15 protein-coding genes are annotated in these 16,479 nt (G+C 53.1%); 7 read left to right on the top strand and 8 right to left on the bottom strand.

Annotated features, from left to right (window positions below; genetic code table 11):
- The first annotated feature begins 124 nt into the window (after nt 1-124).
- Together HYQ67_RS17745 and HYQ67_RS17740 are read left to right on the top strand one after the other, a co-directional pair.
- The gene (locus HYQ67_RS17745) at nt 125-667 is read left to right on the top strand and encodes an isochorismatase family protein (protein ID WP_202305657.1); all 543 of its coding nucleotides are present in this window, start codon (nt 125-127) and stop codon (nt 665-667) included.
- Entirely contained in the window at nt 664-1,584 is a 921-nt protein-coding gene (locus HYQ67_RS17740; RefSeq protein WP_202305656.1) for a helix-turn-helix domain-containing protein, read from the top strand. Before HYQ67_RS17745 ends, HYQ67_RS17740 begins: the two co-directional genes overlap by 4 nt.
- On the opposite strand, the gene HYQ67_RS17735 is transcribed toward HYQ67_RS17740, so the two are convergent.
- Nucleotides 1,581-2,576, bottom strand: coding sequence for an acyltransferase (locus tag HYQ67_RS17735; protein ID WP_202305654.1), 996 nt, complete (start codon nt 2,574-2,576; stop codon nt 1,581-1,583). The genes HYQ67_RS17740 and HYQ67_RS17735 overlap by 4 nt on opposite strands.
- Nucleotides 2,577-2,714: 138 nt before the next feature.
- On the opposite strand from HYQ67_RS17735, the gene HYQ67_RS17730 reads away from it, so the two are divergent.
- The 4 genes from HYQ67_RS17730 to HYQ67_RS17715 all read left to right on the top strand — a co-directional run bounded on the left by HYQ67_RS17730 (nt 2,715) and on the right by HYQ67_RS17715 (nt 7,291).
- Entirely contained in the window at nt 2,715-3,032 is a 318-nt protein-coding gene (locus HYQ67_RS17730) for a YsaB family lipoprotein (RefSeq protein ID WP_237391308.1), read from the top strand.
- 118 nt (nt 3,033-3,150) lie between these two features.
- Nucleotides 3,151-4,062 carry a glycine--tRNA ligase subunit alpha gene (gene glyQ / locus HYQ67_RS17725; protein ID WP_202305652.1) on the top strand — a complete coding sequence of 304 codons (912 nt, stop codon included), beginning with the start codon at nt 3,151-3,153 and terminating at the stop codon, nt 4,060-4,062.
- Nucleotides 4,063-4,071: 9 nt separating this feature from the next.
- Nucleotides 4,072-6,141, top strand: coding sequence for a glycine--tRNA ligase subunit beta (glyS, locus tag HYQ67_RS17720; protein WP_202305650.1), 2,070 nt, complete (start codon nt 4,072-4,074; stop codon nt 6,139-6,141).
- A 580-nt stretch (nt 6,142-6,721) separates the two neighbouring features.
- Nucleotides 6,722-7,291 (top strand): LuxR C-terminal-related transcriptional regulator, encoded by a 570-nt coding sequence (locus HYQ67_RS17715; protein WP_202305649.1) that lies wholly within the window; start codon nt 6,722-6,724, stop codon nt 7,289-7,291.
- 102 nt (nt 7,292-7,393) lie between these two features.
- Here the strand turns inward: HYQ67_RS17715 and HYQ67_RS17710 are convergent, their stop codons facing one another.
- The 7 genes from HYQ67_RS17710 to HYQ67_RS17680 form a co-directional block, all read right to left on the bottom strand.
- Entirely contained in the window at nt 7,394-7,867 is a 474-nt protein-coding gene (locus HYQ67_RS17710; protein ID WP_202305648.1) for a hypothetical protein, read from the bottom strand.
- 6 nt (nt 7,868-7,873) lie between these two features.
- On the bottom strand, nt 7,874-8,653 hold the full coding sequence (locus HYQ67_RS17705; protein WP_202305647.1) for a winged helix-turn-helix domain-containing protein: 780 nt from the start codon (nt 8,651-8,653) through the stop codon (nt 7,874-7,876).
- Between the two features lie 294 nt (nt 8,654-8,947).
- A complete protein-coding gene (locus HYQ67_RS17700) occupies nt 8,948-10,234 on the bottom strand; it encodes a c-type cytochrome (RefSeq protein WP_202305646.1) in 1,287 nt (428 codons plus the stop codon).
- A 15-nt stretch (nt 10,235-10,249) separates the two neighbouring features.
- On the bottom strand, nt 10,250-12,025 hold the full coding sequence (locus HYQ67_RS17695; protein ID WP_202305645.1) for a GMC oxidoreductase: 1,776 nt from the start codon (nt 12,023-12,025) through the stop codon (nt 10,250-10,252).
- 2 nt (nt 12,026-12,027) lie between these two features.
- A complete protein-coding gene (locus tag HYQ67_RS17690) occupies nt 12,028-12,753 on the bottom strand; it encodes a gluconate 2-dehydrogenase subunit 3 family protein (protein ID WP_202305644.1) in 726 nt (241 codons plus the stop codon).
- Between the two features lie 540 nt (nt 12,754-13,293).
- Nucleotides 13,294-13,581 (bottom strand): HTH-type transcriptional regulator, encoded by a 288-nt coding sequence (locus HYQ67_RS17685; protein ID WP_202305643.1) that lies wholly within the window; start codon nt 13,579-13,581, stop codon nt 13,294-13,296.
- Between the two features lie 249 nt (nt 13,582-13,830).
- Nucleotides 13,831-15,210 (bottom strand): MFS transporter, encoded by a 1,380-nt coding sequence (locus tag HYQ67_RS17680; RefSeq protein WP_202305641.1) that lies wholly within the window; start codon nt 15,208-15,210, stop codon nt 13,831-13,833.
- 400 nt (nt 15,211-15,610) lie between these two features.
- Here HYQ67_RS17680 and HYQ67_RS17675 point away from each other — a divergent pair, with 400 nt between their 5' ends.
- On the top strand, nt 15,611-16,321 hold the full coding sequence (locus HYQ67_RS17675; RefSeq protein ID WP_202305639.1) for a DUF3053 domain-containing protein: 711 nt from the start codon (nt 15,611-15,613) through the stop codon (nt 16,319-16,321).
- The last annotated feature ends 158 nt before the right edge of the window (nt 16,322-16,479 follow it).

Here is a 16,479-nt window from a genome sequence, read left to right as displayed (position 1 = left end):
GTCATCCGACTTGAATCCGACTAATACACGTCCCAAACCACCCTTATCCTGTCCGTTTTTGGTATTAGCAGCCGCCTCATCCCTTGCAACAATGGCTTCATACCCACCGATGAGGAGTCCGAAAATGTCCCGTTGCGCTTTGATCAACATTGATACCCAACAGTCCTTTTTTCATCGCGACTACTGGCAGGAAGATGACGTTCCCACCTTTCAGCAGGCGATAACCCGGCTGATTGCGGGCTGCCAGGACCTGCGCCTGCCGGTAGTAGATATCTTTCACGTTGATGAGCAGGGGCCTTTCTCGCTGGCCTCCGGCCACGTTCAGGCGATGCCTTTTTTACACCATACGGCTGAAGTGACCTTCCGGAAGCACGTGCATAACGCCTTCACGGATACCGGCCTCGACCACTGGCTGCGCACAAGGGATATCAGTCACCTGATTATCTGCGGCATTCGCACCGAGCAGTGCTGTGAAACCACCACCCGCGTTGCGTCAGATCTCGGCTACCGGGTTTCTTTTGTCAGCGAGGCGATGCTCACCTTCCCGATGCGCTGGAAAGGCGTTACGCTGGATGCCGCGACCCTGCGCCACCGTACCGAAACGGTGCTGGCGGGGCGCTTTGCCGAAGTTCAAACCGTCGCCGAGTGCCTGGAGTCTTTATCGTGAGTATTGGGGTCTGGTTCGTGGTGCTGCCCGGTGTTTTATCGCTGGATCTGACCGGCCCGGCGGAGACGCTGGTGCTGGCGGGGGATGCGTTCCACCTGCGCTTTATCGGCCCGGACCCGCAGGTCGCCACCTCTATCGGCCTTAGCTTCGGCGGCATTGAACCGCTGCCGGAGAGCCTGCCCCCCGGCAGCCTGCTGGTGCTGCCGGGCGTCAGCGATTCTAATCATTTCTTCGATACCCCGCAGGCGGAAGCCGTGCGCCGCTGGCTCACCCGCCTGCAGCCGCAGATCCACAGCCAGCAGATCAACCTGATGTGCGTCTGCTCCGGTTCGCTGCTCGCCGCCAGGGCCGGGCTGCTCACCGGCATACAGTGCACCACCCATCATGACGTGCTGGCAAGACTGCGCGCCGCAGCGCCTGCCGCCCAGGTTAAGGACAACCGGATTTTCATTGAGGACAGGGGCATCTGGACGAGCGCCGGGATCACCTCCGGTATCGACCTGTCGCTGCACCTGATAAACCGCTACTGCGGGCCAAAAGCGGCGCTCGACGTCGCCCGGGAGATGGTGGTCTGGTTCCGCCGCTCGGGGGACGACCCGCAGCTTTCACCGTGGCTGCGCTACCGTAACCATATTCATCCCGCGGTGCATCGCGCTCAGGATTTGCTGTCGGCCTCGCCGGAGTCAGCCTGGGGAGTGGAGGAGATCGCCGGGCGGGTCCACGTCAGTTCGCGGCATTTATCGCGGCTTTTCCAGCAGCATCTGGGGATATCGGTGCGGGACTATCTGGAACAGCTGCGGCTGGCGGTCGCCGAGCAGCGTTTATTGCAGGGGCAGCGCATGGAACAGGCGGCGGTGGCGGCGGGGTTTTCTTCCCCCCGCCAGCTCCACCGCGCCCGCGCGCGCAATATCGTTTAGCTCACCAGCCTTCTGGTATCGAGACGCTGCAGCCCCATGGAAAGCAGCAGGCTGCCCGCGAGCGTGGCCCCGAAGATCCACAGAATATCCAGCACCGGCCAGGCCGTAACCTGGTAGCCGTGGGTGCGCAGGAAGTGGATGATCAGCGCGTGGAAGCCGTATATCCCCAGCGAATAGCGCGAAATCAGCGCAAGTCCGGGCACGGCTCCGGCATTGAGACAGTTTTTAACCACCACGAACAGGCTGATTGCCGCAATAAAGACGAGCGGGCCGCAGTAAACGTAGAAGGTGTCGGCGAAATTGCCGTTTATTTCCAGCTGCATATGTGTCCCCAGTGAAATAGACACCACGCACAGCGCGAACAATCCCGCTGCCAGTCCGCTAATCCACCCCTTCTGCGTGTCGAGCATGCCGACCGCCCGGCCCAGCAGACCGTAAAGCACGTAATAGAAGGTATCGCCGCGAATGTAGAGGTTGATGGGCAGCCACTTCATGTTGCCGATCGTCTGTGGAACGGTGTTCGGATTGGCGATTACGCCCAGTAAAACCATCAGCCCCAGCACGACCATCGCATTAGTCTTTTTAACCTGAATAAGTGGGGAAAGCAGATAGATGACGATGATCGCGAAGAAGAACCACAGGTGGTAAAAGATCGGTTTTTGCAGGATGTAGCGCAGCGAAAGCCCGACGCTAATAGGGGTGAAAAGCTTGATATAGATGAGCGCAATCACGCTATAGAACAGCAGACAGAGGCCGATGCGGACAAAGTGACGCTGCTGCGCGCTGCGCTCACCAAAAAACAGGTAGCCGGAAATCATAAAAAACAGCGGCACGCTAACGCGCGAGGCCGAATTCAGCACGTTCGACAAATCCCAACTAAATGGAGTGACCACGTTCGCATTCGTGATGTACCAAGTTGTGGTATGGATCATCACCACCATCAGGCATGCGATGCCGCGCAGATTATCTATCCAGTTAATTTTTTGCTGCATTCGTTCCTCTGTACCATTATTGAAATGGTTTTTTCTGAGTTTCTACTCGCTACCTTGCCTTCTGCTGACCGGGTTTGCAGAATGCCTGTCGACAATAAATTGTTAATAACAACAATAAGTTTAACGTACTGATAGTGAATGATGATGCCTGAAAATAAAAATAGCTGTTGGGTAATCGCCCTGATGGTGCTCCTGCTGAGTGCCTGTAGCACGAAAGAGAACCATCCTCAGTTTGCCCAGCGGGCCCATCCGCCCCTGGCACAAAGCAGTGCGATGCTTGAAGCCTGCAAACAGGAGGCGGCGTACCGTTATAATACGCGTGAACAACGCATCAACCTGCGGGATATTAAGCAGTATCAGGGGAGTTTTGAGATAAAAGGCAGTACTGTTCGGCAGGAAGGTTTTACCTGCTCCTTTGACCAAAGTGGTCAATTCTTACACCTTTCGACGGCATAAAGCCGCAACCGTTGGCAAACAGCCCCGATTTGCGCGCGTATTCAGGCTGTATATCTTGCGGTCAACGGGTATACTGGCCGCTTCACTTTAAACCCACTCGAACGCGTGCGAAATCAACATGCAAAAGTTTGATACCAAGACCTTTCAAGGCCTGATCCTGACCTTACAGGATTACTGGGCCCGCCAGGGCTGCACCATTGTTCAACCTTTGGACATGGAAGTTGGCGCCGGCACCTCTCACCCTATGACCTGCCTGCGGGCTTTAGGTCCGGAGCCGATGGCGACTGCTTATGTGCAGCCATCACGTCGTCCAACAGACGGCCGCTACGGTGAGAACCCGAACCGCTTACAGCACTATTATCAGTTCCAGGTGGTGATTAAGCCGTCCCCGGACAATATTCAGGAGCTGTACCTCGGTTCTCTTAAAGAGCTGGGTATGGACCCAACCATCCATGATATTCGCTTCGTTGAAGACAACTGGGAAAACCCGACGCTGGGTGCCTGGGGTCTGGGCTGGGAAGTGTGGCTCAACGGCATGGAAGTGACGCAGTTCACCTACTTCCAGCAGGTTGGCGGCCTGGAGTGTAAGCCGGTTACCGGCGAAATCACCTACGGCTTAGAGCGTCTGGCCATGTACATTCAGGGCGTGGACAGCGTTTACGATCTGGTGTGGAGCGACGGCCCGCTGGGTAAAACCACCTACGGCGACGTGTTCCACCAGAATGAAGTTGAGCAATCAACCTATAACTTCGAACACGCCGACGTGGATTTCCTGTTCTCCTGCTTCGAGCAGTATGAGAAAGAAGCCCAGCATCTGCTGGCGCTGGAAAACCCGCTGCCGCTGCCTGCTTACGAACGCATTCTGAAAGCCGCTCACAGCTTTAACCTGCTGGATGCGCGTAAAGCCATCTCGGTAACCGAGCGTCAGCGCTACATTCTGCGTATTCGTACGCTGACCAAAGCCGTGGCCGAAGCCTACTACGCTTCCCGTGAAGCGCTTGGCTTCCCGATGTGCAATAAGAAAAACTAAGAGGCAGGCATGTCTGAAAAAACTTTTCTGGTGGAGATCGGCACTGAAGAGCTGCCACCAAAAGCCCTGCGCAGCCTGGCGGAATCCTTTGCTGCGAACGTAACGGCGGAGCTGGATGCGGCTAACGTCGCCCACGGCGAAGTGAAATGGTTTGCGGCTCCGCGTCGTCTGGCGCTGAAAATCGCTAACCTGGCCGCTTCCCAGCCGGATCGCGAAGTTGAAAAGCGTGGCCCGGCCATTTCCGCTGCGTTTGATGCCGAAGGCAAGCCGAGCAAGGCCGCAGAAGGCTGGGCTCGCGGCTGCGGCATCACCGTCGATCGGGCCGAGCGTCTGGTAACGGACAAAGGCGAATGGCTGATGTACCGCGCGCACGTCAAAGGCGAAAGCGTTCAGGCGCTGCTGCCAGCGATGATTACCACCGCGCTGGGCAAGCTGCCCATTCCAAAACTGATGCGCTGGGGCGATAACACGACTCAGTTCGTGCGTCCGGTTCACACCGTGACCCTGCTGCTGGGCGAAGAAGTTATCCCGGCAACTATCCTCGGCATCGCATCCGATCGCGTAATTCGCGGCCACCGCTTTATGGGCGAGCCAGAATTCACCATCGATAACGCTGACCAGTATCCGCAGATCCTGCTGGAGCGCGGCAAAGTCATCGCCGACTACGAACAGCGTAAAGCGGTCATCAAGCAGGGTGCTGAAGAAGCGGCACGCAAAATCGGCGGCAATGCCGATCTGAGCGAAAGCCTGCTGGAAGAAGTGACCTCGCTGGTTGAGTGGCCAGTGGTGCTGACGGCAAAATTCGAAGAGAAATTCCTCGCCGTGCCTGCGGAAGCGCTGGTTCACACCATGAAGGGTGACCAGAAGTACTTCCCGGTATACGCTAACGACGGCAAGCTGCTGCCAAACTTTATCTTCGTGGCCAACATCGAGTCGAAAGATCCGGTGCAGATTATCTCCGGCAACGAGAAGGTTGTGCGCCCACGTCTGGCGGATGCGGAGTTCTTCTTTAATTCCGACCGTAAGAAGCGTCTGGAAGACAACCTGCCGCGTCTGGAAACCGTTCTGTTCCAGAAAGAGCTCGGTACGCTGCGCGACAAGACCAACCGCATCGAAGCCCTTTCCGGCTGGATTGCCGGACAGATTGGCGCTGACGTGAACCACGCAACCCGCGCGGGCCTGCTGTCCAAGTGCGACCTGATGACCAATATGGTCTTCGAGTTCACCGACACCCAGGGCGTGATGGGCATGCACTACGCGCGTCACGACGGCGAAGCGGAAGACGTAGCCGTTGCGCTGAACGAACAGTATCAGCCGCGCTTCGCGGGTGACGAGCTGCCGTCCAACCTGGTTGCCTGCGCCGTGGCTATCGCCGATAAGATGGACACCCTCGCGGGTATCTTCGGCATCGGCCAGCACCCTAAAGGCGACAAAGACCCGTTTGCTCTGCGTCGTGCCGCCCTCGGCGTGCTGCGCATCATCGTTGAGAAGAACCTGCCGCTGGATCTGCAGACCCTGACCGAAGAGGCCGTGCGCCTGTACGGCAGCAAGCTGACCAACGAGAAGGTGGTGGATGAGGTTATCGACTTTATGCTGGGCCGTTTCCGCGCCTGGTATCAGGAAGAGGGCCACAGCGTGGATACCATCCAGGCCGTGCTGGCACGTCGTCCAACCAAGCCAGCCGATTTCGATGCCCGCATGAAGGCTGTCTCCCACTTCCGTACTCTGGAAGCGGCAGCAGCCCTGGCAGCCGCTAATAAGCGCGTGTCCAACATTCTGGCGAAGTCTGACGAACAGCTGAATGACCATGTCCACGCGTCCGTCCTGAAAGAGGCTGAAGAGATCCGCCTGGCCACCAACCTGGTTGTGCTGCGCGATAAGCTGGAGCCGTTCTTCGCAGAAGGCCGCTACCAGGAAGCACTGGAAGAGTTAGCTAACCTGCGTGAGCCGGTTGATGAGTTCTTCGAGAAGGTGATGGTTAACGCAGAAGATAAAGACCTGCGTATCAACCGCCTGACGCTGCTCTCCAAGCTGCGCGAGCTGTTCCTGCAGGTAGCGGATATCTCCCTGCTGCAATAAGCTGTCTCAGTTAAAGAACCCGCTTCGGCGGGTTTTTTTAAGCCTGAGCACAGCGGGCAGGTGAATCGCGTAACTTTTTACTACAACGTTATGCCGCTGATACGCTCCTGGGAGCCAGGCTTTCAGTTTGTTCATACTCTTTTTAAAATATTAAAATAGATTTCAATTGTTGATTAAGATCTCTCCCCTCTCAGCCTGAGCCTTCGCCCCCTCTAACATAAAGCCTTCATTAACGGCCCAAGAAATAATCTGCAATCAACTCATACCCGGCTGATTCATAAGGATTAAATAAGAAGACATTGCCTTGTTAAGGCACAAGATGTCTGGAACACAGTACACCCCGAAACTTTTTATATTTAATCAATTACTGATTACATTACATTAGCTTTAGCGCCTGCTTTTTCTGCCCTATCCTTCATCAAATCGCCATGCTGAACAGCGTATGTTCCAGTATTTTCATTTGCGACCTTCGTACCCGCCGATGACAGCAGGATGAAAATGCTGGCCGGTAGCTTTCTGACACTCTTTCTTGTGCCGGGTTACGGTGTTGCAAAATCATTTCAGGAAAGCAGTAGCGAATATGATTACTCTATTTTCTGACGACAGCTATTTCTTCCTGGGCACGGTAGCATGCCTTTCGCTACTGGGTTATGACATCCACGTAATTGATCCTGTGAAAGCTGTTGTCACTGAAGATGATCTCTGCTTTTTAAATAATGAGATCACTCTGATTTCAGTCAGCGATACCCTGGCCGCACAGCAAATCATTTTAACGACATATAAACACCGTCTCAATTGTATCTACTTTATTGATGCCGCAGTGGGTCAATATAATCATTTGATGTGGGCGCATGGCATTGTTCCTAAAAACATTGCGCTACATTATTTACCAAGGATTATAAAAACACTGCGGGTGAGAGAAATATCATGGTTTAAAGGGTTGACCGCCCGGGAAATGGAGGTAATGAACAGTTTACTGGAGGGGAAAAACAAAAAACTCATCTCCCGGGAGATGGAGATTTCTGAAATAACCGTCAGTGCACATAAAAAAAATGCGCTGCAAAAATTAGGTCTGACGAAGCTCAATGCCAGATCGATAGCCATTTACGGACAGTTTCGGACGGTGTTACGCTATCGTTTATCAAATTAATATTGACCACCTATAGCGAAGCTGACAACGCAGCATCCACATTGCTACAGACAGCCGTGGTATGACACAGGAAGGTATAGCGCAAGGCACATGTCAGCTATGCTATTCAGTGATATGACAATAGAATACCGGTAAATAGGAGTTACTGATGATAAAAGATGACGCTGAAACGCGATACAGCGTGATAATTCCATCCTTATCCTCTCCGGTCATATACTCCGGGAAAAGAGGTTTGAGAGAAGCTTCGTTAACTTCGTTACCCGCAAGAGATGCCGGTGTCTGCTTAATGACAGAGTAATTATTCCCTTTACGGATTAGTTGAAACTTATAATACAGACGGACTTTCTTTTTTTCGCCAGCCCCATTGGTCAGTTCGCCATCCAGGAAGTTGCTCCCTCTATCGCCAAAGAAGTTAAGATACAATTTGTTTTTAATAAAGTCGCCATCATTAAAACCTGAAAACTCGCCCTGACATGACAAATGGGTACTTCGATACTGATGAAGTGAAAGTAATGCAATATATGCCATCAAGATAACGTTAAAAATAACGACCGTAATAAACACCCTCTTCTTCATCACGCGTTACCTTTTGATAAATGTATAGATGCTGCAATCAGGTTCATCATCATTGATTGAATTTTTACATACCAGAACAGAACTCGCAGCGCTGTATTCATTTAACGATATATAAACATATGGATTGGTATTGCATTGCGCTTCGATGCTTTTATTAATACTGTTCAGGTCAAATGAGCCGTCTTTTTTGTTAATAAAGTAATGGCAGCCATTTTTTGTCGTCAAATTAAAATATTCAGTATGGTAGCGCGGCGTAGAAATTTCGAAGCCAATTTTGTTACCCAAAATGAACGTTACGCTCAGCAGAAGAATCAGCAGCAGTATAGCGATGACATAAGCAATCTGGCGTCCAGGAAAGCGTTCAACCTTTTCCAATACGGGTGATTGAACAGCGTCATTAACGTGGTCCAACAGCGCCGTTGATATGTCTTCTTCAACAATCGTGATTTCTTCTATTTCCAGCGTTTCATTTAACTGGAAACCCTGCTTAGGTAAGGTGACGACAATATTTTCCAGGGCGATATCAAGGAGTCGGAAGTGCTTCCTGAGTAAGGCTATGTTTTGATATAGCGCGTTTACCGATACTTTTCGCCCCTGCTCTCCCCACACATAGCTGTAAAAATCTCGCTGCATGACAGCCTGCGGTCTCTGCTCGATAAGGAGCAGCAGGCAGCGGCTTGTCGGTACATTCAGGTTCAGCGTCCTGGGCACAGGAGCTTTGACAATAAGCTGATGTCGTTCAGGCCAGAATTCAACGGTGTCGTTTATGAGATAATACTGGAACATTAGAGAGCGGACAGCAAAGGAAATGATGGCGGAAGTACAGCATGATTAAGAAGGGAACTCTAGCCGATCAGATTTTTTTAATTATTTTATCTGACAATAATATTTTTCATCTATTCTCCCGCCCTTTACGTTATCAATACGTTAATAATTAAGCGTATTTTTTCCATCAAAGTAAAATAATAATCACACTCGTCGTGTGAATAACCCTCCGTGTTACAAATCTGCAGCTCCTAAAAAAATAAACCCCACGCGATGTGGGGTTTGTTGTTAGTCAAAGTCGCTGATTCAGGCGAGTTACTGCGCTTTCGCTACACCTTTGTCTTCCACCGCCGGCAGATTTTTACGGATATCTTTAACCTGTTCTGCGGTCACCGCTGGTGCATTGTTACCCCAGCCACTGCGCACGAAGGTTAAAAGATTTGCCATCTGCTTGTCATCCAGACGCCAGGCAAAATCAGGCATCGCCAGACCGGTTACCGCCCCTTCGGTTACTGGTGCCTTACCGCCGCGCAGCACTACGCTAATCAGAGATGACGGGTCATCGCTGAGCACGGCGGAGTTGTGCGCCAGCGCCGGGAAGGTTTTGGCATAGCCCTTGCCGTCGATACGGTGGCAGGCGGCACAGTTATCCATATATTCCTGCGCCCCCGGCTTGCTCATGTCTCCTTTCGTCAGCGCCATGGCCGTCGCGGTGTCCGCCTGCGGCGCCACTGCTTTCGGATCGGAAGACTTAAGCGACTTCAGGTAGACCGCTATCGCTTTAAGATCCTCATCGCTCAGATGCTGAGTGCTGTCGACCACCACATCACTCATCGAACCAAACGCCATACTGCCATCCGTGTGGCCGGTTTTCAGGAACTCAACTATCTCTTGTTCAGACCAGCGGCCCAGCCCATCTTTAACGTTACCCGTCAGATCCGGCGCATGCCAGTCTTCCAGCGTACCGCCTGTCAGCCAGGCATCATCGTGCTGATCGAGCGCTTTTTCCTGGAAACCGATGCCGCGCGGCGTATGGCAGGAACCACAGTGCCCCAGCCCCTGCACCAGATAGGCCCCGCGATTCCACTGTGCGCTTTGCCCTTTCTCAGGCTGGAACGCATCGTCGTTATGGAAGACCAGATTCCACATCGACAGCGGCCAGCGCATGTTCAGCGGCCACGGGATATCACTGTCTTTATTGGCCTGGTTCACTGGCTTAACCTGGTTCATAAAGTAGTCATACAGCAAGTGCATATCCTCATCGGATATTTTCGAAAACGATGTGTACGGCATTGCCGGATAAAGGTTATGACCATCTTTCGCCACGCCGCCCCGCACAGCTTTCACAAAATCGTCATAGCTGTATTCACCGATACCGGTCGGCTTGTCCGGCGTGATGTTGGTAGAGTAAACCGCCCCTACCGGCGTGGACATTTTCAGCCCCCCGGCAAATGGTTGACCGCCGGTGGCCGTGTGACAGGCAATACAGTCACCTGCTGCCGCCAGCTGCTGCCCGGTGGCGGGCGCTTCACTGTGTGCCGCTGCGCTGCAAAGCGTAGCCAGAGCCAACAAAGAAAGTCGCGTTTTCCATTGAAATTTCATCTGCATCCTTCCCTGTCAGGCCTGAACCAATGGTCCAGGATTAGCTAAATACTGCGTGCGAATCGCGTGAGCGGCAAACAGTGCGGTGGCGCCGACAATCCCGGTTGGGTTGTACGCAAGGTTCTGAGGGAAACAGCATGCCCCCAGAACAAAGACGTTCGGCACGTCCCAGCTCTGCATATATTTGTTCACGACGCTGGTTTTTGGATTGTCCCCCATGACCGCACCGCCGGTGGTGTGCGTGGACTGATAAGGCCGCACATCGTAATGCGCATCCATCCATTTAAAGCCCATCTGGTAGCGCGGCGGGTTAATCTGTTTAACGATTTCCTCCGCTTTCATCCCGGTGAAGTGGGTCATTTTCAGTTCGTTTGGCTGCCAGTCGAAGGTCATTCGCAGCAGGGGCTGGCCATGCAGATCCTTATAGGTCGGATCGAGGTCAAGGTAACACTGCTTGTACGGCATGACCGACCCGGAAGCGCCGACGCTCATGGTATGCAGGTAGCTGTCTTTGATGGCCTTTTTCCAGCCTGAACCCCACTTCGGCGCATCCGCTGGCGTATTCATCTGCTGAATCGGGCGTCCGCCGGTCGTGGTGGCGGAAATGGTCGACCCGCCGATAAAGCCAAGCGCGGAGTGGTCGAAATTCTCGGCGTTAAATTCGTCGATATACATGCCGGTGGTGCCGGTCGCGGCGAACGGGTTGAAGTCAGTGTCTTTACCAAAATAGAGCGAGATACCGCCGTTCATTTGATAGGCGTAGTTACGCCCTACCACACCCTCACCCGTGACGGGATCGTAAGGCTTGCCGATCTGTGACAGCAGCAGCAAACGGACGTTGTGCAGCTGGAAGGCGCTCAGCACGACCAGATTCGCCGGCTGCTCGACCTCCTGCCCGTTGGCGTCGATGTAGGTCACACCTGTGGCTTTGGTACCCGTGGAGTCAGTGTTAACACGCAGCACATGCGACTGGGTACGCAGCTCGAAATTATCGTGTCGCTTAAGCGCGGGGATAACACAGGATTGCGGCGACGCTTTGGATGAGTTAAAGCAGCCGAAGCGCTCGCAGAAACCACAGTAGTTGCAGACGCCAAGCTGGACGCCGTACGGGTTGGTCCAGGGTTCGCTACAGTTAGCAGCCGGCACCGGGAAAGGATGGTAACCCAGCTCTTTTGCCGCCTTGCTGAATAACATGCCTGCATACTGCTGCTTGAGCGCTTTGGTTGGATAGGCATTCTGGCGTTCGGCCTCGAACGGGTTACCGCCTTCGAGGATTTTGCCCTGCACGTTCCCTGCCTGGCCCGCCGTGCCGCAAATTTTCTCGAATTTATCGAAGAAAGGCTCCATCTCTTCATAGCTGAAGGGATAATCCTGCACCGTCATATCCGCGGGGATGAAATCCGCGCCATATTTTTCAATCACCGTGCTGCGCATTTTGATATCCGCTTTTAGCGGACGCCACAACATGCCGTTCCAGTGCGAACCCGCACCGCCGACGCCGTCGCCTGGCAGGAAAGAGCCAAAACGACGGTACGGCATCGCGGTGTCGGATTGTTTGTGACGCACGGTGACCGTCTCTTTAGAAGCATTCTGGAATAGCTTCAGACGAATGCCGTAGGTCAGCTCATCAGCAATACGAGGGTAAGCGAAGTCAGGGTAGGTGTCGCGCGCTTCTCCGCGCTCCAGTGCCAGAATTTTAAGCCCTGTATCGGCCAGCTCCATCGCCATCAGCGATCCGGTCCAGCCGAAGCCAACGATCACCACATCTACGGGTTCTTTTTTAATCGCCACGGTTATACGCTCCTCTTCCCTGAAATACTGACCGGCCCGAGCGGATACGGTTTATTAGGGTTATCCATCACCTGCTGGTAATCGGCGCGAGCGCCCGGGAAACCAATCATTTTCCACGATGCCAGCGTCTGGTTGCCGCCGTGGAGCGGATCGGCCAGATAGCCTTCTTTGGTGTTCTCCAGCATCTGCGTGAAGAACAGGCCACCCGGCACCTCTTCAAAGGTCAGTTTGCCGCCTTCGAGCTGATGCAGGACATCTTCCTGCTGCTGATGGCTGAGTTCAGCAAAGCTTTTCTGAAACTCTTTTTTGCACCAGGCGTTCACCGCCTTGATGCCGCGTCGCCATGTTTCGCGTGGCACCAGGCTGGACTGATAGCCAAGCTCGGGTTCCGCAGTGGCAAACGGCCCCTGCATGTACCACAGATGACCGTAGCCGTAAGGGAGTTCCATCTGCTTATCGATAAATACCGGCACGCCTTCACTGACCGCACCGGGCCCATTTTCATCTTCAGGGATCAAACGGTCAGTTACCGCAAGCACGAACGCCCATTCGTCATTGTTGAAGAAGGTCGGCACATAGTGCGCGCTCACGCCTTCTGTTTTACCAGGCGCAGCCGCGCTGCTCAGTGACACCAGACCGCTACCAGCCGCAGCCAGTGGGATCAGTGAGAGGGTTTGTTGTAAAAAACGACGTCTTGAGGGGACATCCTCGTTTCCATTGTTGCTCATAACGCTTCCTGTCAGCTTGTACCAAAGGGGTAACTCAAATTAGTTACCCTGCTAAGGGTTCTTTTGTTATACAAAAGAAACTAACCTTTTTTGAGCTGAATGCAATGCAGAAAAGTGCGGATAAGATCGCGAGGTTTTTGGCGTTATCGGTAACATTACAGCAACAAAAGCACACCATCCAATTGATTTTAAATATTTAAATTTAAAATTAGCTTTGTAAATATATGTTGTTCATTTGTAAATTAAATGCTTATAAAATTGATCTGGATCAGGGTTTCCCGTCACATGGCGGGAAAATTGCAGGGGCTAAAAACAACAAACCCGCATCCTTAAGCGGGTTTCAGACGGATGACAAACCTGAAGCGAATGCGTTTCGCAAAGATCTCACCGAATAAATAACAAGGAAAATCAATTCATTGGTTTTCGCCTGCTTATCACAAAGAAGGAAAAACCACGCTTTTTCCTTCTTTGTCAGCAATCTAAAACCCCGCATCACTTAGCGGGGTTTTGAGTCAAGCGGTCGGACTAAAACGTACAAAATTATTCCATCAGCTGTTTGCTAAGCATTGGATTCGCCTGAATCAGGCGCATCAGCTTCAGCTCGGTACTGGAGGGTCTGATTCGTTTTGATTCCCACTCCTGTACCATCGTCACGCTAACCCCCATCACGCGAGCAAAATCGTCTATTTTTAGACCCGTACTCTTGCGGAGCTGCTCGAATTCGGAAAAGGCGTTAGGTTTTTGCCGTGTTGATACTGTCTGTTCGTTCTTAAAAACTATCTGCTCAAGGTTACTCAGCAGTTCAAACATTGGATCTTTATATTCCATTGAGAACTCCTCATAAATCACACATTGACCTCGTGAAGGGTAAGAAGCCTTTTAAGAGTAGCCCGAAAAAAAGCGTGCTGATGATTGAGGGAAAAACTATTTTTGCGCGGCACGCTGCTTATGCGTTTCAGCTGAAAGATTAAGCGGTGTAAGAGATTGAAAAGCAGGCAAGCCGGGGTACTTAGTATAAATTTGTAAATGGTTATGCAATTCGCGACCAACGCCCGGCGCTGGTCGCGGGTTTTGCCATCATGCTTTCTGCGTAGCTTTATCCAGATCGTGATTAGCCGCTTCGTTCACGTGCGGCGCGCGTAAACCGACCCAGGATTTTACCAGCAGAGCGATTGCGGACAGCACGGCTGGAATGGCGAGCAGCATAAAGATGGTTTTAAAAGAGAGCTCCGCCTGCATCAAAAATGCCCCGCTGAAGGCACCGAGAATACCGCCGAAGCGCCCAAGCCCAAGCATCCACGCCACGCCTGTCGCCCGTCCCTGCGTCGGATAAAAGCCTGCCGCCAGCGCCGGCATGGAAGATTGCGCGCCGTTCATGATGGTGCCGGCGATAAACACCATCACCCCCATCAAGACCAGGCTTGATGTCGAGAAGCCCACCAGACAGACGAACAGCCCCGTCAGCAGATAGCCCACCGCCACAACCTTGTTCGGATTCAGCTTGTCCATCAGCGCACCGATAACCAGTACCCCAATGCCGCCCCCCAGCGGGAACAGCGCGGTAACGATTGACGCCTGGCTAAGCGTCGCACCCGTTTCACGGATCAGCAGCGGCAGCCAACTTGTCAGGAGATAGAAAATAAGCAGGCCCATGAAATAGGTCAGGCACAGCATCAGCGTGCCGACCAGATAACGCGGAGAGAAAATCACGCCCAGCGCCGTTTTGTCTTTGATGTGGCCGCCTGCTTCGTTAAGCACAAAGCGAACGTTTTCCCCTGCCGGCAAGGGTGCTATGCGTTTGAGGATATCAGCGATCTCTTGTTGCGGTTTCTTCTTCACCACCATGTAACGAGCGGATTCAGGCAGCCAGATCATCAGCACAACGCTGAGAATTAAAGGCATCACGCCCCCCAGCACCAATACGCTCTGCCAGCCCAGATGCGGGATCATCCAGGCGGAGATAAATCCGCCCATCGACGAGCCAATCGGGAAGCCGACAAACATCAGGTTCACCAGCAGCGCGCGTTTGCGCTCCGGCGCGTACTCGGACATCAGCGTCGCCGCGTTTGGCATGGCTGCGCCAAGGCCAAGCCCGGTAAGAAAACGCAGCAGCGCGAGCGTCGTCAGGCTGTTGGCGAATGCCGTCAGCAGGCTGAAGCCGCCAAAGACCAGAATGGACAGCACCAGCACTTTTTTGCGGCCGATGCGGTCGGCCATCGGGCCTGCGGTCAATGCGCCAAACGCAAGTCCGACGAGGGCAGCGCTCATCACCGGGCCGAGATCGGATTTCTGCACGCCCCACTCCTGCACCAGATCGGAGGCGATAAAGCCAATGATGGCCGTGTCGAAACCGTCCAGCGCGACGGTGATAAAACAAAGGACAAGAATCAGCCACTGGAACCTGGAGAAGCGGCTTTCATTAATAAATGTCTGAATATCAGTCGTTGTTTGTGTCATAAGACATGCCCTGGCGGATAACGGAAATGTGCGATTATCGAACGAAAATTCGTTAATCGTTCGTTAAAGCAAACCACTCCACGACCGTTACGGCAATCATCCGTCAGGTGTATGTGTGCGATTATCGTACGGCACACAGAGAGACGCCGTGCCTGTCCAAAATTAGTTCTTAAATATTAATAGACTGGAGAGAGTTTGCGGGTGACAAACAGCCATCGGATTTGTGAGGGGGATAACAAATGCTTAACATCCGCTATCACGATGGCTGATAATCAGCAGGGGCTTTGTCTGAAGAGATTGTTGTTAAAGGGTATCTTGCGGGCACGGCTTGGACTATCCTTAGCAGCATTATCGGGTACGCATTTGCGCATTTGTATTGTTTGGTTGAAGGAGTAGAAAGATGGCGACAGGTAAGTCCTGCTCTCGCTGGATTGCGTCGTTCGCGGCGTTATTGATGGTGGTCAGTCTGAGCGGTTGCTTCGATAAAGAAGGCGATCAGCGTAAGGCATTTATCGATTTTCTGCAGAACACGGTGATGCGCAGCGGTGAACGTCTGCCGACGCTGACGACCGATCAGAAAAAACAGTTTGGTCCACTGGTGTCTGACTATGCGATTCTCTACGGCTTCTCGCAGCAGATTAGCCAGGCGATGGACGAAGGCATGAAGCCTGTTGTCGACAGCGTGAACAGCATTCGTGTGCCGCAGGATTACCTGACCCAGCGCGATCCGCTGCGTCAGGCGAACGGGTCTCTTAACGTGCTGGGCCAGCAGGTGCAGAACGCAAAAATGCAGGCCGATGGTGCGCATTCTGCGCTGAAGCAGCCGGACGATCTGAAAACCGTTTATGACCAGGTCTTCCAGAAAGTGGTGACCACACCGGCAAACGCTATGGCTCCGCTGATACCGGCAGCTCAGACCTTTACCCAGCAGCTGGTTCAGGTAGGCGATTTCATTCAGCAGCAGGGTACTCAGGTGGGCTTCACCGCCGGCGGCATCCAGTTCCCGACCTCCCAGCAGGCCAGCCAGTACAACTCGCTGATCGGCCCTCTGGCATCACAGCATCAGGCGTTTATGCAGGCTTATTCAAGCGCGCAAAACAGCATGCAATGATGTGATTTCCCCGCCTCCCGGCGGGGAATTTTCAGCCCTCCTGACCTCTGGCCATGTGGATGGCTGAAATAGTACTTGTCAGTGGCTGGTTAAATGTGCGTTAATGCCTTCATCGGTTTGACGTACAGACCTTTCAAGCAAAGCAGTCCTCCATCCGA

Source organism: Dryocola clanedunensis subsp. sulfonylureivorans (genome assembly GCF_016756775.1).
Taxonomy (GTDB): Bacteria; Pseudomonadota; Gammaproteobacteria; order Enterobacterales; family Enterobacteriaceae; genus Dryocola; species Dryocola clanedunensis.
This window is presented reverse-complemented; position numbering and strand designations above follow the sequence as displayed.